At 68.2% G+C, this 19,169-nt stretch carries 12 protein-coding genes; 10 read left to right on the top strand and 2 right to left on the bottom strand.

Annotated features, from left to right (window positions below; all coding sequences use genetic code 11):
- The first annotated feature begins 143 nt into the window (after positions 1 to 143).
- Positions 144 to 1,049: a F0F1 ATP synthase subunit gamma gene (locus AC1HC7_RS16650; RefSeq protein WP_479495460.1), complete on the top strand. Its 906-nt coding sequence runs from the start codon at positions 144 to 146 to the stop codon at positions 1,047 to 1,049.
- A gap of 32 nt (positions 1,050 to 1,081) precedes the next feature.
- On the opposite strand, the gene AC1HC7_RS16645 is transcribed toward AC1HC7_RS16650, so the two are convergent.
- Positions 1,082 to 3,124, bottom strand: a complete 2,043-nt coding sequence (locus AC1HC7_RS16645) for a mechanosensitive ion channel family protein (RefSeq protein WP_479495461.1) — start codon at positions 3,122 to 3,124, stop codon at positions 1,082 to 1,084.
- Between the two features lie 290 nt (positions 3,125 to 3,414).
- Between AC1HC7_RS16645 and AC1HC7_RS16640 the strand changes: the two genes are divergently transcribed.
- From AC1HC7_RS16640 to AC1HC7_RS16620, 5 genes are all read left to right on the top strand, one after another.
- On the top strand, positions 3,415 to 3,966 hold the full coding sequence (locus tag AC1HC7_RS16640) for a lipid-binding SYLF domain-containing protein (protein ID WP_479495462.1): 552 nt from the start codon (positions 3,415 to 3,417) through the stop codon (positions 3,964 to 3,966).
- A gap of 286 nt (positions 3,967 to 4,252) precedes the next feature.
- Positions 4,253 to 7,753 carry an indolepyruvate ferredoxin oxidoreductase family protein gene (locus tag AC1HC7_RS16635; protein WP_479495463.1) on the top strand — a complete coding sequence of 1,167 codons (3,501 nt, stop codon included), beginning with the start codon at positions 4,253 to 4,255 and terminating at the stop codon, positions 7,751 to 7,753.
- Between the two features lie 101 nt (positions 7,754 to 7,854).
- Positions 7,855 to 8,334 carry an Lrp/AsnC family transcriptional regulator gene (locus AC1HC7_RS16630; protein WP_479495464.1) on the top strand — a complete coding sequence of 160 codons (480 nt, stop codon included), beginning with the start codon at positions 7,855 to 7,857 and terminating at the stop codon, positions 8,332 to 8,334.
- Positions 8,335 to 8,404: 70 nt separating this feature from the next.
- Complete coding sequence (locus AC1HC7_RS16625; RefSeq protein ID WP_479495465.1) at positions 8,405 to 9,004, top strand: TetR/AcrR family transcriptional regulator; 600 nt, start codon at positions 8,405 to 8,407, stop codon at positions 9,002 to 9,004.
- Between the two features lie 116 nt (positions 9,005 to 9,120).
- Entirely contained in the window at positions 9,121 to 10,221 is a 1,101-nt protein-coding gene (locus AC1HC7_RS16620; protein WP_479495466.1) for an alkene reductase, read from the top strand.
- Positions 10,222 to 10,274: 53 nt separating this feature from the next.
- On the opposite strand, the gene AC1HC7_RS16615 is transcribed toward AC1HC7_RS16620, so the two are convergent.
- On the bottom strand, positions 10,275 to 10,916 hold the full coding sequence (locus AC1HC7_RS16615; RefSeq protein ID WP_479495467.1) for a pyridoxamine 5'-phosphate oxidase family protein: 642 nt from the start codon (positions 10,914 to 10,916) through the stop codon (positions 10,275 to 10,277).
- Positions 10,917 to 11,112: 196 nt separating this feature from the next.
- Between AC1HC7_RS16615 and AC1HC7_RS16610 the strand changes: the two genes are divergently transcribed.
- The 4 genes from AC1HC7_RS16610 (at position 11,113) to AC1HC7_RS16595 (ending at position 19,084) form a co-directional block, all read left to right on the top strand.
- Positions 11,113 to 15,135 carry a hypothetical protein gene (locus tag AC1HC7_RS16610; RefSeq protein ID WP_479495468.1) on the top strand — a complete coding sequence of 1,341 codons (4,023 nt, stop codon included), beginning with the start codon at positions 11,113 to 11,115 and terminating at the stop codon, positions 15,133 to 15,135.
- Between the two features lie 2 nt (positions 15,136 to 15,137).
- The gene (locus tag AC1HC7_RS16605) at positions 15,138 to 16,718 is read left to right on the top strand and encodes a hypothetical protein (RefSeq protein ID WP_479495469.1); all 1,581 of its coding nucleotides are present in this window, start codon (positions 15,138 to 15,140) and stop codon (positions 16,716 to 16,718) included.
- A gap of 75 nt (positions 16,719 to 16,793) precedes the next feature.
- Positions 16,794 to 17,684 carry a hypothetical protein gene (locus AC1HC7_RS16600; RefSeq protein ID WP_479499237.1) on the top strand — a complete coding sequence of 297 codons (891 nt, stop codon included), beginning with the start codon at positions 16,794 to 16,796 and terminating at the stop codon, positions 17,682 to 17,684.
- 92 nt (positions 17,685 to 17,776) lie between these two features.
- A complete protein-coding gene (locus tag AC1HC7_RS16595) occupies positions 17,777 to 19,084 on the top strand; it encodes a hypothetical protein (RefSeq protein WP_479495471.1) in 1,308 nt (435 codons plus the stop codon).
- Positions 19,085 to 19,169: the final 85 nt, after the last annotated feature.

Here is a 19,169-nt window from a genome sequence, read left to right as displayed (position 1 = left end):
CGACGCCCCCGACGCGGCCGCCGCCGTCGCCGCGCGGCTGGCCAGGGGCGAGCGGCTCGGCGACGGGGACCGCGCCCTGATCCGGGCGCTGGCGGCCGAGGCGCTCGCCGATCTGCCCGCCCCGGCGCGGGGGGAGGCCCGCGATGGCGACGCTTGAACGCCTGTCCCGCCGCATGGAGACCCTGCGGAGCATCCGCAACGTGGTGCGCACCATGAAAACCATGTCGGCGGTGAACGCGGCGCCCTATGAACGCGCCGCCACGGCGATCGACCGCTACCACGCGACGGTGCTGCGCGGGCTGCAGGCGGCGCTGCATCGCATCGAACCGCCGCGCCCGGCGGCGGCGCGGGACGGGATGCCGCGCGCGGTGCTGGTCTTCGGGTCGGATCACGGGCTGTGCGGCGGCTACAACGAGACCGTCGCCGCGGTCGCGCAGGCGGAAATCGCCCGGGGCGATTGTCGGGTGCTGGCTGTGGGCGCGCGCATGGAGGACGCGCTCTCCGGGCTCGGGGCGCGACCGGCGCGGGCGTTCATGCCGCCGGCCTCGACCTCGGGCGTGGGGCGGCTGGCGGGGGAATTGCTGATCGCACTCGATGCGCTGCGTGGCCCCGGCGGGGACATCGCGGTGGTCACCGTGCATATGCGCCGCGCCGCCGGGCGCGGACAGGCGCCGCATGTGCACCAGCTGCTGCCGGCCCCGCCGGCGTTTTTTGCGGATCTGCGCCAGCGTCCATGGCGATCGCGCGCGCTGCCCCAGTTCACCATGGCGCCCGAGGCGCTGTTCGCGGCGCTGATCCGCAACCACCTGTTCGCCAGCGTGTTTCGCGCCGCGGCGGAGGCCATGGCCGCGGAAAACGCGGCGCGCCTGGCGCTGATGCAGCAGGCGGAACGTTCGATCGACGAGCGCATCGCCGAACTGACCGCCGCCACCCGCGCCGAGCGTCAGTCGGAGATCACCAGCGAGCTGCTCGACGTGATCGCCGGATTCGAGGCGCTGAGCCGGGCGCCGCGCAAGGCCCCTGAAGACCCGGCGCCGGCGCCCGGCTGACCGGGCGGGTCAGCCGGGCGCCCGATCGCCGCTCAGGCGGGGGCGGCGCCGCCGCTCGCGGCCTGCATCATCGCCTGCGCCGGATTGCCCCCGGCGCCGGTGTCAAAGGCGATGCGCGGCGCGGCCAGCTCGATGCCCTTCTCGGCCAGCGCCTTCTGCATCTCGCTGAACACCTTGCGGCGGATGGTGAACTGCATCCCCGGTTTGGTGGTGTATTTGCAGCCGATGATGTAGGAGCGCCCCTGGATGCCGATGGCGCCCTGGCTTTTCAGCGGCTCGAGGAACATGCCCTCGAATTCCGGGTCGGCCAGCAGCTGCACGCCGACCTTCTTCACCAGCTTGCGCACCATCTCCAGATCGGTGTCCGAGGAGACCTCGAAGGTGAACTTGATCTTCACCCAGTCGCGGCTGTGGTTCTGGATGGTGCCCATGGAGGAATACGCGATGGTGTAGACCGGCCCGCGATGGTGGCGCAGCCGCACCGAGCGCAGGGAGATCTTTTCCACCCGCCCCTTGCCTTCGTCGGTGACGATGTATTCGCCGATGCGGAAACTGTCTTCATACATGTAGAACACGCCTGAGATGATGTCCGAAACCAGCTTCTGCGCGCCAAAGCCGATGGCGAGCCCGAGCACCCCGGCGCCGGCCAGCAGCGGCGCGGTGTCGATCCCGAGCGAGGACAGCGCCATCATCAGCGTCACCACGCCGACAAGCACCAGCGCGAAGCCGCGCAGGATCGGGGCGATGGTCTCCATGCGGCCGCCGCCGGCGCCGCCTTCGTCGGGGATGTCGCCGTCGTCGCCCTTGGTTCCGCCGCCGCCCAGCTTCAGCCCGATCACCGAGGATACGGCGATCCAGATCGCGTAGCCCACGGCGAGGATGGCGCCGGCGCGCACCAGCCCGGGCACGATCAGCGCCAGCCCGGTGGCCCCGGGCTCAACGATCGCGGGCAGGCCCCAATCGCGCAGCAGCATGACGGCGGCGCCGACCACCAGCCCGCCTTGCGCCAATGCCAGCGCGGCGATCACGTAGGCCGAGGAATGCCTGGACTCCGCCTCGCGCCGCCATTCGACCACCGCGGACAGCAGGAACGGGGTGATCGTCAGGATCAGCATGGCGTTGGTTTTGGCGCTTTCGCCGCCGGTGATCAGTTGGCTGCGCAGGTTCATGACCGTGTTCACGATCACGAAAACGACGTAGATCCAATGCCAGAACCTGGCCGTGAACCGGGCGATGCCGCTGGGTTCGCGCCCGTTGGGGGTCATGGCGCGCAGGATCAGGTCGCCGATGTCCTTGCGGATGTAGAAGAAGAACCAGACCAGCATGACCGCGACCAGCAGCTTGATCGCCGTCGCCGGGATGATGCCCGACACCCCGGCGTCGGCCAGCACCATGATGGTGTCGCCGATGAACGGCACCGGGGCGGTGGCGATGATGAGCACGAACACCGCCTTGATGAACCGGCGCGCCGCCTTGTTGGAGAAGCCCGACGGGCGATAGGCCGGCCCTTCCGGGCGCGCGATCAGCAGGGCGATCATGTAGATCAGCCGCGCCTTCAGCGTCCCGGCCAGCGCCAGATTGAAGATCTCGCGGGCTTCTTCGACGGCGTTGCTGAACAGCAGGCGCACCAGCACCATCGACAGCACCGCGAAGAACACCAGCCGCAGGGCGTAGAAGATCGCCTGCATCAGGGTGTTTGACAGCAGGCCGAAATAGCTGTCAGGCGGCGGCGGCGCTTCGCGCCGCGCCGACATCCAGCGGATGATGCTCCATTCCACGGCGTAGACCGCAGCGAAGATCGCCAGCGTGATCGCCAGCACGGTCAACGGCGTGACGCCGCCGGTGGCCTCGATCACTCGCGCCGACCAATCGCTGAGCGCCTGACCGAAATTCGGCAGTTCCGAGACGGCGGCGTCGATGGCGGCGTCGATGGCGGCCGCGTCGCTGTTGACCGGTTGCGCACCGGCGCCCACCACCGCCACGCCAGCGGCGTTGGGCAGGGCGTCGAGGATGGTTTCGAGCGAATCCGGCGGCAGGTCCGTGGGCAGAGTGATGGTGATTGCGTCAGACGCCATGGAGAATTCCCTTTTCCCTTTTTCATTCTCTGGACAGAGGCCGGGCATCCAGCGCCCGAGAGGCATTTCGTATCGTCAATGCGCCATTACTATGACGCGAATGCGCCTGTTGTCGACCGGCGCGCGCCGCGGCGGCGGGATCGCCGCGCGACATGGGCGCGCAGCCCCCCCCGTTGCGGCGCCGCGCGATTGCGCGCCGGGCGGGTGACGCCCACATGCAGGCATGTCAGGATAGCGCGGCGCGCCCGCACGGATTTCGCGGCGCCCGCCTCATGGAAAGGAATTCCGAAATGATGAACCGCAGAAACCTGCTGGCCGCCGCGGCGGTCGCCCTGCTGGCCGGACCGGCATTCGCCGCCGGCGACTCGGCCAAGGCGATCGAGATCAACGCCCGCGCCGACGCGGCGCTGACGCAGCTCTACGCCGAAAGCGGCGCGGCGGTGGAATTGTCCAAGAAGGCCGTCGGCATCCTGATCCTGCCCAGGATCGTCAAGGCCGGGCTGGTGATCGGCGGCGAGACCGGCGACGGGGTGATGCGCGTGGGCGGCGCCAACGTCGCCTATTACAACATGTCCAGCGTCACCCTCGGGTTTCAGGCCGGGGCGCAATCCTATTCGCAGGTGCTGATGTTCCTGAAGAAGAAGGAGCTCGACAAGTTCTTGGCCGGCAATGGCTGGGAGGCCGGGGTCGACGGATCGGTGGCGGTGCTGGATTCCGGGGTCAGCGGCGGGGTGGACACCGCCTCGATCAAGGATCCGATCGTGGCCTTCGTGTTTGGCGAGAAGGGGCTGATGGCCAGCGCCAATGTGGAGGGCTCCAAATACACCAAGATCGATCCGTGACCCTGCGCGCCGATGATTGACGGCGCGGCGCGGGCCGGGTGGCCCGCGCCGCGATTCGGATTTTTTAGGATTTTTGCACTGCAGCATAGGCGGTGGCGGGATCTGCATCCTGTTTTGGCGGCAAATATTGAAAAATCATCCCGATAGGACTGAATCGCTGTCCTATCATGGCAAAATCAGCCTCGCCGCCCGACGCTAGACTTGGGGTCAGCCGGATCGCGGGCGCGCCGGGGGCGACCCGTCGCCGCGCCTCGATCCGACGCCATGTCAGTCGGGAGGATCCGCCATGAACGCACCGCTGTCGCTTGACGACAAATACGCCGCCGAGACCGGCGCGGTCTATCTGAGCGGCACGCAGGCGCTGGTGCGCCTGCCGATGACGCAGATGCGCCGCGACCGGGCGGCGGGGCTGAACACCGGGGCTTTCATTTCCGGCTATCGCGGATCGCCGCTGGGCGGCTACGACCAGCAGTTGCAGAAGGCGCAAAAGCACCTCGCGCCGCTCGACATCCATTTTCAGCCCGGCGTCAACGAGGATCTGGCGGCGACCGCGGTCTGGGGCTCGCAGCAGCTGCACCTGTCGCCCGGCGCGCGCAAGGACGGGGTGCTGGGCATGTGGTACGGCAAGGGGCCGGGGGTCGATCGCTGCGGCGACGTGTTCAAGCACGCCAACGCGGCCGGCACGTCGCGCCATGGCGGGGTGCTGTGCATCGCCGGGGATGATCACACCGCCAAATCGTCGTCGATTCCGCATCAATCCGATCACGCCTTCATGTCGGCGCTGATGCCGGTGCTGTATCCGTCCTCGATCCATGAATTTCTGGAAATCGGCCTGCTCGGCATCGCCATGTCGCGCTATTCGGGCTGCTGGGTCGGGTTCAAGGTGATCGCCGACACGGTGGAGACCACCTCGGCCGTGGATCTGTCGGGCGAATCCCGCCGCTTCGTCATCCCGGAGGATTTCGCGATCCCCGAGGGCGGGCTGAACCTGCGCTGGCCCGATCCGCCGCTGGAACAGGACATGCGGCTGCAGGAATTCAAGGGCTACGCGGCGCTGGCGTTTGCGCGCGCCAACCGGCTCGACGAGGTGATCGTCGACGCGCCTCGCGCGCGGCTCGGCATCATCGCCTCGGGCAAGGCGTTCGAGGATTGCCGCCAGGCGCTGCGCGAGCTTGGCGTCGGACGGGCCGAGGCCGAGGCGATCGGGCTCAGGCTGTACAAGGTGCGCATGCCCTGGCCGCTGGAACCCGAGGGCGTCCGGCAATTCGCCAGGGGGCTCGACGAGGTGATCATCCTGGAAGAACGCCGCGAGATCATCGAAAACCAGATCAAGCAGCAGCTGTTCAACTGGCGCGCCGACGTGCGCCCCAGGATCATCGGCAAGTTCGACCATCACGACCGCGCCATCCTGTCCCATTCCGCCGCGCTCACCGTCGAGGACGCGGCCCGGGTGATCGCCGACCGCATCGCGCGGCGCGATCACATCGACGAGAGCCTGAAGGCGCGGATCGCCGAACGGCTGGCGGCGCTGAGCGCCCGGGTCGCCCGCATGAAGAAATACGCGCCGCCGGTGCTGCGCACGCCGTTCTACTGTTCGGGCTGCCCGCACAACACCTCGACCCGGGTGCCCGAGGGATCCAAGGCCATGGCCGGGATCGGCTGCCATTACATGGTGCAGTGGATGGACCGGCGCACCGACACCATCACCCATATGGGCGGCGAGGGCGTCACCTGGGCCGGCGCCGCGCCCTTCACCGACGAAAGGCACCGTTTCGTCAATCTCGGCGACGGCACGTTTTTTCATTCCGGGCATCTGGCGGTGCGCCAGTCGGTGGCCGCCGGGGCCAACATCACCTACAAGCTGCTCTACAACGACGCGGTGGCGATGACCGGCGGGCAGATGGTGGATGGCGAACTGTCGCCCCAGAAGGTCGCGCATCTGCTGCATCGCGAGGGCGTCTCGCCGATCTATCTGCTGTCCGACGCGCCCGAGGCCTGGCGCGAGGGGCTGCCCGACAGCGTGATCGTGCAGCATCGCGACACGCTGGACCCGCTGATGGAGACGATCCGCGACGAAAAGGGCGTGTCCGCGATCCTCTACGTGCAGACCTGCGCCGCCGAAAAGCGCCGCCGGCGCAAGCGCGGGCTGCTGGAGGATCCCAGGAAGCGGGTGTTCATCCATCCGGCGATCTGCGAGGGCTGCGGCGATTGCTCGGCGCAATCCAACTGCGTGTCCATCGAGCCGCTGGAAACCGAGATGGGCCGCAAGCGCCAGATCAACCAATCGACCTGCAACAAGGATTTTTCCTGCGTGAAGGGGTTCTGCCCGTCATTCATCACCGTGACCGGCGCCGAACTGAAGAAGCGGACCGGCGGGGCGGGGGCGGCGGGTGTCGCGGATCTGCCCATGCCGGTCCTGCCGGACCTGAAGACCCCGTGGAACATCGCCGTGGCCGGGGTCGGGGGCGCCGGGGTGCTGACCATCGGGGCCATCATCGGCATGGCGGCGCATATGGACGGCAAGGCCTCGATGCTGCTCGACATGGCCGGGCTGGCGCAGAAGGGCGGCGCGGTGCTCAGCCATGTGCGGCTGGGGCTGAACGCCGCCGACGTGGCCGCGCCGCGCATTGTCGCGGGCGCCGCCGATCTTGTGATCGCCGCCGATGACGTGGTCGCCGCCGCGCCCGAGGCCCGGGCGCTGTATGACCCGGCGCGCACCCACGGGGTGGTGAACACGGCGCTGATCCCGGTGGCGGATTTCGTGCGCGACAGGGATTTCGATTTCAAGGCGCAGGCGGTGCTGGGGGTCCTGCGCAAGGCCATGCGCGCGGACGCGGCTTTTCTCGATTTCCGCGCCGCCGCCGAGGCCGCGACGGGCGAGGCGATCGCCGCCAACATCATGATGCTCGGCCATGCCTGGCAGTCGGGCCATGTGCCGCTGGCGCTGGATTCGATCCGCGCGGCCATCGACCTGAACGGCGTCGCGGTCAAGGCCAATCTGGCCGCCTTCGACTGGGGCCGGCTGCTGGCCGCGCGACCCGAAACGCTGGGGGCGCTGCTGCAGGACAGCGACGCGCCCACGCCGCTGGCCGAAATGTCCGTCGAGGACATCATCGCCCATCGCAAGGCGCATCTGACCGCCTATCAGGATGCGGGCCTGGCCCGGCGCTACGCGGCGCTGCTGGCCCGCCTGCGCGATGCGGCGCAGGCCGCCGGGCTGGCCGAAAGCGATGCGCGCGCGCTGCTGCGCGCGGCGGCGATTTCCTATGCGGGGCTGCTCGCCTACAAGGATGAATACGAGGTGGCGCGGCTGCTCTCGGACCGGGACTGGCTCGCCGGTCTGAAGGCGCGCTTCGATGGCGAGACCGCGATCCATTTCAACCTCGCGCCGCCGATGCTTGGCGGCAAGGCTCCGGACGGGCGCCCGAAGAAGCGCGTTTTCGGGGCCTGGATGCGCCCGGCCATGTCGGCGCTGAAGCATTTCAAGGTCCTGCGCGGCACGGCGTTCGATCCTTTCGGGCGGCTGGAGGAACGCCGGACGGAGCGCCGTCTGATCGCCGATTTCGAAGCCATGATCGCCGAGATCGCGCCGCGCCTGAGCGCCGACAACGCCGCGACGGCGCTGGCGCTTTGCGCGCTGCCTCAGGACATTCGCGGCTACGGCCCGGTGAAGGCGGCGGCGGTGAAAAAGGCCGATCAGCGCCGCGCGGCGCTGCTTGCCGCCTTCGCGCGGGATGCGGCGCCGACGCGCGACGACCCGCGCGCGCATCGGCTGGCGGCGGAATAGGCGCTTGCCAGCCCGCCCCGGCGCCATGCACCATGGGCAGGGACCGGGGGCCCAATGAAAGGCGGGCATATGCGAAACGTCATCGCCGCGTCGGAGCGGGCATGAGCCGCGCGCAAGGCGATCGGGTGATCGACGAGGCCGACCTGAAGATCCTGCGCGTGCTGCAGGAGGAACCGACGCTGACCGTCGCCGAACTGGGCGCGCGCGTCGGCCTCAGCCACACGCCCTGCTGGCGGCGCGTCAAGCAGATGGAGGAGTCCGGGATCATTCGCGGCCGCGTCGTGGTGCTGGACCCGGAATCGCTGGGTTTCGAGGCCTCGGTGTTCTGCTTCGTGCGCCTCAAGCAGCATGACGAGGACACGCTGAACGGGTTCGAGCGCGCCGCCAGGCGCCTGCCCGAGATCCTGCAATGCTATTCGCTGGCCGGCGAGCAGGATTACCTGCTGCGGGTGCTGGTGCGCTCGGTGCGCGAATACGAACAGGTGGTGAAGATCGGCCTGCTGCACCTGCCCGGCGTGTCGCTGGTGCAGTCGAATTTCGCCCTGCGCGAAGTCAAGAACACCCTCGCCCTGCCGATCTGATTGTCCTGGGTTTTCCGGGCGATCGCGATTTTGGGCTTGCATTTCGGACTGGGCGTTCCAGATATGATCCATGACCGCCCCGACCACGCCCCAAGCTCAGGACGCGCCGCCGCGCCCGGGCCGCCCGCGCGAATTCAGCGAGGACGCGGCGCTGAACGCGGCGATGCAGGTGTTCTGGCGCAAGGGGTTCGAGGCCTCGTCGCTGGATGATCTGACCGCCGCCATGGGCATCAGCCGATCAAGCTTCTACGGCTGCTTCGGGTCCAAGCATGGCGCGCTGGTGGCCGCCATCCGCGCCTATGCGCGCGACCGGCGCGCGGCTTTCGCGGCGCTCACCGCGGCGCAGCCCGATCCGCAAGCGGCGGCGGCGGCGGCGGTGGACGCGCTGGTGAGCGCAGGAGGCGGCCGGCATGGCTGCTTTCTGGTCAACTGCGTCGCCGAATTGTCGCCCCACGACCCGGAAATGGCCCGCATCGCCAAGGATCACCTGGAACGGCTGGAGGCGCTGGCCGCCGAGACCCTCGCCGCCGCCGATCCCACCCGCGCCGCCGCGCGCGCCCGCACGCTGGTCGCCCTGTCCATCGGCGCCGCGACGCTTGCCAAGGCCGGCATCGCCCCTGCGGCGCTGAAGGCCATCGGCGCCGAAGCCCGGAGGCTGCTCGCCCCCTAGCCGCGCCGGCTCGGACCCCGATCGCGCGCCTGATTATGGACTGGGCAGTCCAGAAAGCGCGGCCCGCAAACCCCACGACCGCCCATCACCGACCGATCCCGACAAAAGGAAATCCCATGACCGACACCTCTCTGTTCGACCCGATCCGCGTCGGCGACATCGACCTCGCCAACCGGGTGGTCATGGCGCCGCTGACCCGCAGCCGCGCCGACCATCAGACCCTGGCGCCGACGGATCTGGCGGCGGCGCATTACGCGCAGCGCGCCTCGGCCGGGCTGATCGTCACCGAGGCCACCCAGATCACCCCCGAGGGCCAGGGCTACGCCTTCACGCCCGGCATTTATTCCGACGCCCAGATCGCCGGCTGGCGCCGGGTGTGCGACGCGGTTCACGCAAGGGGCGGCAAGATCGTGGTGCAGCTGTGGCATGTGGGGCGGGTGTCGCATGTGACGTTGCAGCCGGGGGGGCGGGCGCCGGTGAGTTCCACCGACCGGCCCGCGGCGACCAAGACCTACAACGCCGAGGGCTTCGTCGACGCCTCGACGCCGCGGCGCCTGGAAACCGCCGAGATCCCGCGCCTCGTCGCCGACTACCGACAGGCGGCGAAGAACGCCCTGGCCGCCGGGTTCGACGGGGTCGAGCTGCACGCCGCCAACGGCTACCTGATCGACCAGTTCAGCAAGGACGGGGTCAATGACCGCAGCGACGCATATGGCGGCTCGCTGGAAAACCGTTCGCGGCTGCTGGTCGAGGTCCTGACCGCGATCACCGAGGAAATCCCCGCCGGGCGGGTGGGGGTGCGCATCAGCCCGTTCTCGGGCGCCAACGACGCCGCCGACAGCGACCCGGCGGCGTTGGCGCGGCATCAGGCGCGGGTGCTGGCGCCGTTCGGGCTGGCCTATCTGCACATGATCGAGGGCCAGACCGGCGGGCCGCGCGACCTGCCCGAGGGCGCCGATCTCGGCGAATTGCGCAAGATCTTCGGCGGCGTCTACATGGCCAACAACGGCTATGACCGCGACATGGCGCTGGCGGCGATTGCCCGCGGCGACGCGGATCTGGTGGCCTTCGGGCGGCCCTTCATCGCCAATCCCGATCTGGTGGAGCGCCTGAAGCGCGACGCGCCGCTGGCGGCGCTGGATCCCGCGACGCTTTATGGCGGCGACGCCAGGGGCTACGTGGACTATCCGGCGCTCGACGATGAGGCCGCCGCCTGATCCGGGCCGCCGACGCAGCGGGGCGCATCGCGACGCGCCCCGTTTTTTCGTGGTCAGTCCGCCATGTCGCCAGCGCCCGCCTGCGCGCGCAAATTTTCGTTCTCGGCGGTGAGGCGGGCGATTTCCGCCTCCAGCGGCGCCATCACGCGGCGCATCACGGGAACCATCTCGGCCTCGCTCAGGCGCCGGGCGATATGCTGGGGGCAGTTCCAGTCCAGCGCCTCCACGGCGATCAGCACCGCGCGCTCGGCGCTGGCGCGACCGTCCCCCTCATGCAGGCGGCGAAGCGTTTCGGGGTCCTCCGACAGCGAGGCCCGCCCCCAGATCTTGAGCCGCCTGCGGTTGGGGTAATCCATCAGGATCAGCGAGATGCGGGGATCGACGCTGATGTTTCCCGCGCTCAGATACTGGCGGTTGCCGCGAAAATCCGCATAGGCGATCGTCTTGTCGTCGAGGATCTTCAGGAACCCCGCCGGGCCGCCGCGATGCTGCACATAGGGCCAGCCGGTCTGGGACACGCTGGCCTGATAGAAACTGTCGCGCGCGGCGATGAAGGCCGCCTCGCGCGGGCCGATGCGGTCGGCGCTGTCGGCCTCGGGGGCGAGCAGCCCGGCATAGGCCCTGGCCGAACCCAGACGGTCCTGAAAGGCGAGCACCTCCGGCGTGAAGGCGATTTCGGCGAAGGCGCGCGGCATGGCTGATCCTTTCGGGGCGGGTGAGGTCTGCCCAATATATGGACCGATCGGTTAATCATGCAACCCCGGGACCGGGCGTTCCGCGCGCCGGCGGCGTCGAGCGCGGGCGCGTCGCAAATCGGAATTTCGCCGCGACAATCGGTCCGCCCACATGTAGGATCGCCCAATTCGAGAGAACACGGGTGATTGAGTCATCATGGCGCGCATCGTCAAGAAACTGTCCGATTCGCCGAAGCATGCGCCGTTGGTCGGCGAAACGCTTGCGAGAATCGCCTCGGAATTCTGCGAAAACTGGGTCACGTGGGATGTCATCGCGCGGTTCAACTGGGGCACCGACAAGCCAGAGGAAGTGGTGCGCGTGCTGGCCGAGACGATCGGAATCCAGATCAAGGACGTCTATGACGCCTACGGAAAGCTGAAGGCCAAGCCCGAGGACGTCAAATTCGACCCGGACGGGGATCTGCCCAGGGAAATTCGCCTGCCCCAGCAGATCGAGACCGCGAAGCTGGATCTGGCCAAGCGTCACGAGGTCCGCGTGAAGCGCGGCAAGCCGGCCGTGGCGGTGGCGTTCACCGGGCTCGACAAGTGGTTCATTCCGGAAATCGAGGAATGCGACGTCAAATACCGCTTCGAGGGCCTGGCGGAGAACGCGACGAAAGCCCAGCTCGACATCTACGGGTCGAACTACACCCATTGCTCGGATTACGCCAAGGGATTGGGCAAATACACCGCGGACACCACGCCGTTCGACAAGATCCCGCTGTTCACCGAGGATGACAAGATCGCGCCGGTGGAGCGCGGCGCCGGCGCCTTCAAGTGGAAGGGCGAGGTGAATGTCAGGGAGGGCATGCTGAAATTCAAGCGCGACGGGCAGGACAAGCGCCATGTGAACGTCGCGTTCTCGCCCTACACCGCGCATCTGCGCTACTGGAAATCCGCCGGCAGCGACAAGGCGCAGCTGCAGCTGCTGCCGTTCTGGCCGCAGTTCAAGAACGACCCGGATGACGGAACCAACGTCACCCTCACGCCCGCCTACAAGCCCGATCAGCCCAACGCGACCTCGATCGAATTCGAATATGAGAACGCCAAGGACGTGGACAGCGGCTGGCTGATCGTCAAGGACGCGCAGGATCAGGTGGTCTGGCGCCGGGCGCTGAAGGGTGACGAACTGAACAAGGGCGCCGGCAAGAAGATCATCTGGGACGGCGTCTATGACAAGATGGCGCTGAACGGGCTGATGAAACCCGAAATGCTCAACGATTCGGCCAAGACCAACGCCGAGATCGAGGAAGAGGGGTATCTGTTCCGCTCCTGGCCCTACACGTTCGAACTCAGGACCTGCAGGCGGGTCTACAAGACCGGCGGGCCGGCGGCCGACGACCCGTCGCTGATCAAGTGGAAGATCCACGACGCCGACAAGCTGACCCGCGGGCTGATCATGATCTTCGACAAGGACGGCAAGGTCGTGTGGGTGAAGGGGATCCCGAAATCGAAACTGACCAAGGGCGCCGAGCACAAGATCATGTGGAGCGGAAAATACGCCTCCGGGGTCAAGAACAGCAAGGATGGCAAGAAGGCGATCGAGGCGGACATGCCGTATCGCGTCCAGATCCAGGCGCACACGGCTGAAAACCAGGCCAACGGCCTGGCGCTGGCGGCCATGCATTCCGAGGTGCGCCTCTATGTCCCCAAGGGGCAATACGCGCCGAAAGATCCGCGGCGCGACCTGATCGAAACCCCGCCCGCCATGATGATCAGCCGCGCCAAGCACTGGCCCAGGAAGAACAATCCGCCGGTGAGCAGCGGCGACAGCAAGGAATCGCGGCTGTATTTCCAGCACGAACTCACCCGCGCCGGGTTCCATCCCGGCCCGGTCAACGGCGTCGACAACGATCACTTCAAGCGCGCGGTGCGGGAATTCAAGCGCTCGGTGCCCAGGGACCTGTCCGCCGGCCCCGGCGCCTACACCCGGCATTCGCTGGCGGGGCCCGACCTCGACACGCTCAGCGCCGAGATGAAGGATTGCCTCGGCTCCGCGGCGCTCGGCCCGAAATGGACTCGCAAGATCTGGGGCGACCGCGACAAGATCGACGCCAGCAGCGACGCGCCCTACCCGGATTCCGAAGAAGACATCGACGCGGCGCTGGCCGACCCCAAGAAGAATATCGTGCTCTGGGTCGACAACCGGCAGTATTATACGGACACCGGCGCGCCGGGCGAATTCTTCCATGCCTACGGCCCGAAGGGCGTCGACATGAAAGGCAATATGCGCCCGGTGGGCAAGAAGCTGGCCGTCAACGACCCGGATCCATCCGCCGCGGACGGCGAGGCCGAACAGGATCGCGGACTTCGCAATTATCGCAACGGCATGGATATCGGCGATGGCGCCGTCGATCACGACGCGAATTTCGTGTCCCAGCCCTGGGCGCCGCTGAAGGCCGAATTGCGGCTGCTCGGCAAGGGCGACGAGCTCAACCCGGATGCGGACGCGGCCAAGGTCAAGGTCGATGACGACGATCGCCGCGCGGCGATGCGCCGGGCCATCGGCCCGCTGCGCGTCGACTGGTCGGTGCATGACGCGCTTTACGACGTGACCACCATCAACCCGGCCCAGTATCCCGCCGGCATTGCGCCGGCGCCGCCGCCCGACGACGCCATCGTCGCCGAGATCCGCACCCGCCGCTACGTGGCCGGCGCGCTGCTCGCCTCCAGCAACGCGCTCGGCGCGCACACCCGGGCCGACGAGGCGTTGCCGTCGCGTTTCTGGAACTGCCCCAAGACCAATCACATGATCGGAAAGGTGCCGGCCGATCTGTCGAAATACCATCGCGAGGTGTTCCCCGAGGGCGACGACAACGCGCTGATGCCCTGGCTGGCGGTGCATGACGATTCGAAGGAGGCGACCGCGACCTTCATCCATGATCACATCGCCGAACTGAAGGACGCCATCCCCGACGCCGCGCCGTTTCCCCAGAAGGAGGACGAGAACCTGTTCGAGCCGGAAATCGGCGCCGCCGGGCTGTGGTTCAATCCGTCGATCGCCGCGGGCGACGGCTACCGGCTGCGCGCCGAGGTCAGGTTCGAGGAGGTCGGCGACTACAAGTTCCCCAATCTCAAGGTGCTGAAGGCCCGCTATCCGGTGGCCCCGCAGGCGCAGACCGGGGAAATCAGGCTGTGGCGGCGCAGCGTCATGCGCGGCTACGCGAACTGGGCGCCGGCCGGCGCGGCGAACGCCTCGCGCTGGACCGCCGCCACGATGAGCCGCGTGCGCGCCCAGTACAATGTCGGGCACACCTATTACGTCGTGGACACCTCCGACAGCCTCGCGGATGTCGAAAAGACCCTGCCGGCGTTGCTGGGCGATTTCGCCGATGCCGATGTGAAGCGCACCCTGCGCAAATTCGTGAAATGGCATGACGCCGACAACTGGGACCCCAATCTTGACCACGCCGACATGGATCCCGATCATCTGTGGCCCTGGTCCCTGCGCGACGATCTCGGCCGGCCCGGTCTGACCGCCTATGTCGGCGGCGCCGGCGATGCGGCGGATGATTTCCTGAGCGAGTTCGACGACCAGTGGGACAGGCTGACCGGGGCGGTGCTCTACTGGATCCAGTCGCGCTTCGAAGCCCATGGCATGATGCGCGGTCACATGATCGTGGATTTCAAGGCCAGCCCGACCGCGCAGTTCTACAAGCACCGATGCGATGCGGTCGCCGCGCACAAGTTCATATCCCTGCGGCTGAAATCCGCGGGCGCGCCCCCGGCGGCCGCCTGTCCCGCCTGTGCGGCGACCATGACCGTCACTGCGTTTGGCGGCGATGTCGACAGCATCAATCTGGCGGCGATCGGCCTCGCCGTGGGCTCCGCATGGATGTTCCGGGGCAATATCGACGATTTCGTGCATGAGATGGGGCATCACCGCCATATGGAGCACGCGTCCTCGGCGCCCGGGCCGAAGGTCGATCAGCACGATTCGGGCGCCAATCCAGGCGTTCCGGCGGTGGCGACGGAGATCGACGGCAACGACAACCTGCTGGAGCTGCAATGGGATCGGCGCTGCGTCATGTCCTATAATGACCGCGACGCTCAGGCGCTGTTCCCCGGCAATCCCGACCGCCCGACGCTGCTGTTCTGCGGCAAATGCGCGATGCGGATCCGGGGCTGGAAATTCGCGCATGTGGCAAGCCCGACCGATGCGGTCAGGGAGCCCGTCTGACCATGCGCGGCCCCGGCGCGACCTCCGGCGTCCGGGGCTTCGCCCGCGCCGGGGCCGCGCTGCTGCTGGCCCTGGCGCTGATCACCCGGGCAGGGGCCGGCGAAGCGGAGAAACCGACCATGGCTGACCTGAAATTGACGCTCGAAGCGGTCCGCGGCGCCTGGATATCCGGCGAGACGCCGGTATTCGAGGCGGTGCTGGAAAACATCGGCGCGGCGCCGGCGCAAGTCCCCTCGCCGGACGCGCGCGGGTTCCTGACCCTGACGGTCACAGATCGCGCCACCGGGGCGAAATCCGTGCATCGCAGCGGCGATCCGCGCCGCACCCGCCGCCCGGACAAGCCGCGCCGCGCCGCCGCGCCGATCGAGGAGGACCGCCTCGCCCCCGGCGCCTCGCTGCGCTATCGCATCGACTTTGACGATTTTCAGCGCCGGCTGCCCCGCGCCGGGGGGCATGACGCGGTCGTCGGCATCCTGACCGACGCGCTGGCTCTCGACAGCCCGCCGCTGGGGTTCGAGGTCGCGCCGATGCGCCCGCTCGCGGCGCATTCGCTCGCCGATGCGGCGCAACGCCGCCTGCGCCAGATCCGCCTGCATGACGGTCCCGACGGCGCGGTTCTGCTGCTGCGCCGCTCCGCCGTGCGATTTCCCGCGGAGGGCGGCTTTCAGCGGGTGGCCGAAGGCCTGTCGAAAGACGCCGGCATCGCCCTGGCGGCGCCGACGCGGGCGCTGCAGAACTACGCCTACGCGGCGGTGCTGTCGGACGGCTCGCTGCGAATCGGCGCCGATGTTTCGGGCGTCGTCCTGGAAACCCCGCTGGCGCTTCGGGACGCGATCCTGCATCCGTTTGGCTGGCAGATCGACGACGCGTCGGCGGAATTTCTGCTGATCGGCCGGGAGGGCGACGAGGTCAGGGCGCTGATCGCGCGCGGCGATCAGCGCAAGAAGGCCGTTTCAACCACCGCCATCGCCCTGCCATTGTCCGACATCCCCGATTTCTGGCGCGTCCGCCGCCGCGCGCATGAGCCGTCCTGGACCATGGTCTACGGCCTCGGCGCCCGGCTGATGCGCATCGAGATCGCCGGCGATGCGGTCTCGGCCCCCGAAATCATCGCCGAGGGACCCGGCCCGCTTGCCGCGCTGGCGCTGTATCCGCTGGCCCCGGCGCCGCCGGAGGCGATCGCGGCGATCCCGAGCGGCCAGAGCAACTACGCGCTCGGCGCGCCCATCGACGCCATCGACGCGGTGTTCGGGCCGTTTGCTGACAACGGCAAGGATTTCTTCGCGTTGCAGCGCATTGACGCGGCAACCGGCGAGGTCATGCAGTCACGCAATTTCGGCGCGCCGGTGCTGGCGGACGGGGCCCGGATTCGCATGGCGATCTCCCAGTCCACGGGCGGCGCGCCTTATGTCGCGCTGGTGCTGGGCGACCGGCTGTATGGCCTCGGCGCCCGGGGACCGGCCGACATGCTGGCCGAGGGCATGGAGGGCGCGACCTCGCTGACGCTGGACCGGTTCAATGTCGGGTATGTGGCGGGCTGGATTTCATCCGACGGCGATCCGGTGTTTCTGGATCTGAATTAGCCGCAGACCACGCGCCCAAGGGCGATTATCATGCGGCCGGGCGCCCTTGCCCGCGTATCAGTCAGGGAACGCATCATGACGACGACCAACACGACCGGCGCCGCGGGGCGCATCGCGAAAGGAACGATCCGCGGCGCGGCGGCGATGGCGCCGGGCGTCGCCGCGGGGCTGGCGGCGGGCCTGTTGGCCGGCGCGATCCCCGCGCTGGCCGTCGCCGGCGCGCTGCCCCCCCGCAATCAGACCGATGACGCCTGGCGCTTCACGCTGGCCGGCTACAGCTTCCTGCCCGCGACAACCAGCGGAACCTCGACGCTGAGCGGCGCGCAGGCCGATGTGGATCTCGACATGCGCGACGTGCTGGAGGCGCTGAACTTCGCCGCCTCGATGCGCGGCGAGGCCTGGAAGGGCGATTTCGGCATCATTCTCGATCTCAACTACCTCAACCTCAGCGGCGGCGCCGACACCACCACCCCCGGCGGCGATTTCGTGCGCGCCGACTTCAAGATGAAGCAGGGTTGGGTCGGGCTGTTCGGCGCCTATCGCGCGGCCTACGGGGTCTATGGCGACGCCGGGCGGCGCTACAGCGTCGATCTGCAGGCAGGGTTGCGATACAACGCGCTGCGTCAGACGCTGCGCGCCTCGGTCGATATCGGCGGCGCGCCGGGGGGGCAACGCAGCCTCGGCGGCGCCGAAAGCTGGTGGGAGCCGGTGGTCGGCGCCCGCGGAGCGATCGAACTCAACGACCGCTGGAGCGCGACGCTGGCCGGCGACATCGCCGCCATGGATGACGATCTGCAATGGCGGCTGCGCTTCGGCGCGACCTATCAGGCGGCCGAGACCACCGCGCTGCATTTCGGCTGGCAGGTTTACGGCATCGATTTCGCGACCAATCGCGCGGATGGCAAATTCGCTTATGACGTGATCCAGAGCGGCCCCTACATGGCGTTGAGCTATCAGTTCCAGTGACCCGGGCGGCGGCGGTCCAACTGATTGCGGGCTTGATCGTGGTCGGGCTGCAGCCAATGCGAATGATTGACTCGTTCATCTGGAGATCGCCCATGCGCCTGCTCGCCGTCGCAACGCTTTTGCTGGTGTCGCTCGCCGCCCGTCCGGTCATGGCCGTGGAATTGGCGCCGATCTTTCGCCTGACCGACGCGCAATACGCCGCCTTCGTCGCCGCGACCGAAAACCGGGGCAAGGTTTCGGATTTCACCCAGAAGTTGAAATCCGACATCAAGCTCATTCAGAGAGAACTCGATGCGGGCGGCGCCAAGAACGAAAACCTGAAGGGCGGCGCCTTGACGCTGGGGGCGATTTCGCTGGAGGCGATCATTGATTCCGCGGCCGGCGGCCCGGTCGCCGTGGCCGTCACGGCGGGCGTTCTGGGCGCCGTCAACCTCATCGCCCAGCCGATCATCTTCGCCAGCACCAAGGGCGCCGCCACGATTTTCGTGGCCAACGCCACCTACGAGCCCATGACCTGGAAGCGCGACGTATACGTGCCCCATGGCACGCTCACCTACGCGCCGGCGGAACTCACCATTCCCGGGCGCAACGACGAGGGCGTGGCGGTCGGCCTGTTCGGTTTCGAAAAGCGGTTCGGCACGGTCGGGACTTTCGGAATCATCCAGTTTGACAGCAAGGCCAACGGCAAGTTCATGGTCGGTCAGTCGGTTCCCTATCGCGACGACGCCGCTATCGACGCGCAAAATCAGATGGCCTGCCGGTTCGTCGCCGGCACGCGGGCCGCGCGCGACTACATCTACGAAAACGTGCTCGACGCGGACAAGGACGTGGGCATCGCCACGGCGCGCTCGCGCGTCTATCTGGACAAGCGCGAAACGTTGACCGATCTGCGCTGCCGCAACGGCGACACCGAGGGCCCGGCGACCACGATCCTCGTCAACCTGTCGCAGGAACAGCTTGCCACCCGCCGCACGCCCCTTGGCACGAAACGCGGCGACGCGGTCTGCGTGCTGGAGGCCGGCGACGCGCCTCGGAAGAAGGGCGAGTTGCAAACCCTGTTCCCGGCGAAATTCAATTGCCAGCCTGGCAAGGCGGCTTCGAGCGGCGCGCTGTATCAGGATCGCGGGTTCTTCTATGCGCGGATCGGCAGGGAGTTCTGCCCGCTCACCACCGCCGACGCCGCGGATCTGGGCGTCACCGCGGCGCTTGACGGGCGCGACCGCGTGGCGGCCTTCGACTGCGAAGGCGAGCCGTTGGAATTGTCGGCGCAGATGACCAACGCGACCCTGAAGCTTTCGGCCGAGATCGGGGGGCGCAGCTGCGGCCTGCACGAATTCGGCGGTCAGGCGATGTTCGATTGCGCGGACCCGGACGGCGATCTGATATTTGTCGCGCAGTGAGCCCGCGATCGGAGCCTGACCCTACGCGCAGGGCTCGGGTCACGCCCAGGGGCCCGGATCGGCTGGGGGCCCGGATCGGCTGGGG

Source organism: Oceanicella sp. (genome assembly GCF_056449545.1).
This window is presented reverse-complemented; position numbering and strand designations above follow the sequence as displayed.

Excerpts from the sequence above, each read along its gene's own strand:
- AC1HC7_RS16650 (WP_479495460.1), top strand. The coding sequence starts at position 144 with ATGGCGACGCTTGAACGCCTGTCCCGCCGCATGGAGACCCTGCGGAGC.
- AC1HC7_RS16645 (WP_479495461.1), bottom strand. The coding sequence starts at position 3,124 with ATGGCGTCTGACGCAATCACCATCACTCTGCCCACGGACCTGCCGCCG.
- AC1HC7_RS16640 (WP_479495462.1), top strand. The coding sequence starts at position 3,415 with ATGATGAACCGCAGAAACCTGCTGGCCGCCGCGGCGGTCGCCCTGCTG.
- AC1HC7_RS16635 (WP_479495463.1), top strand. The coding sequence starts at position 4,253 with ATGAACGCACCGCTGTCGCTTGACGACAAATACGCCGCCGAGACCGGC.
- AC1HC7_RS16630 (WP_479495464.1), top strand. The coding sequence starts at position 7,855 with ATGAGCCGCGCGCAAGGCGATCGGGTGATCGACGAGGCCGACCTGAAG.
- AC1HC7_RS16625 (WP_479495465.1), top strand. The coding sequence starts at position 8,405 with ATGACCGCCCCGACCACGCCCCAAGCTCAGGACGCGCCGCCGCGCCCG.
- AC1HC7_RS16620 (WP_479495466.1), top strand. The coding sequence starts at position 9,121 with ATGACCGACACCTCTCTGTTCGACCCGATCCGCGTCGGCGACATCGAC.
- AC1HC7_RS16615 (WP_479495467.1), bottom strand. The coding sequence starts at position 10,916 with ATGCCGCGCGCCTTCGCCGAAATCGCCTTCACGCCGGAGGTGCTCGCC.
- AC1HC7_RS16610 (WP_479495468.1), top strand. The coding sequence starts at position 11,113 with ATGGCGCGCATCGTCAAGAAACTGTCCGATTCGCCGAAGCATGCGCCG.
- AC1HC7_RS16605 (WP_479495469.1), top strand. The coding sequence starts at position 15,138 with ATGCGCGGCCCCGGCGCGACCTCCGGCGTCCGGGGCTTCGCCCGCGCC.
- AC1HC7_RS16600 (WP_479499237.1), top strand. The coding sequence starts at position 16,794 with ATGACGACGACCAACACGACCGGCGCCGCGGGGCGCATCGCGAAAGGA.
- AC1HC7_RS16595 (WP_479495471.1), top strand. The coding sequence starts at position 17,777 with ATGCGCCTGCTCGCCGTCGCAACGCTTTTGCTGGTGTCGCTCGCCGCC.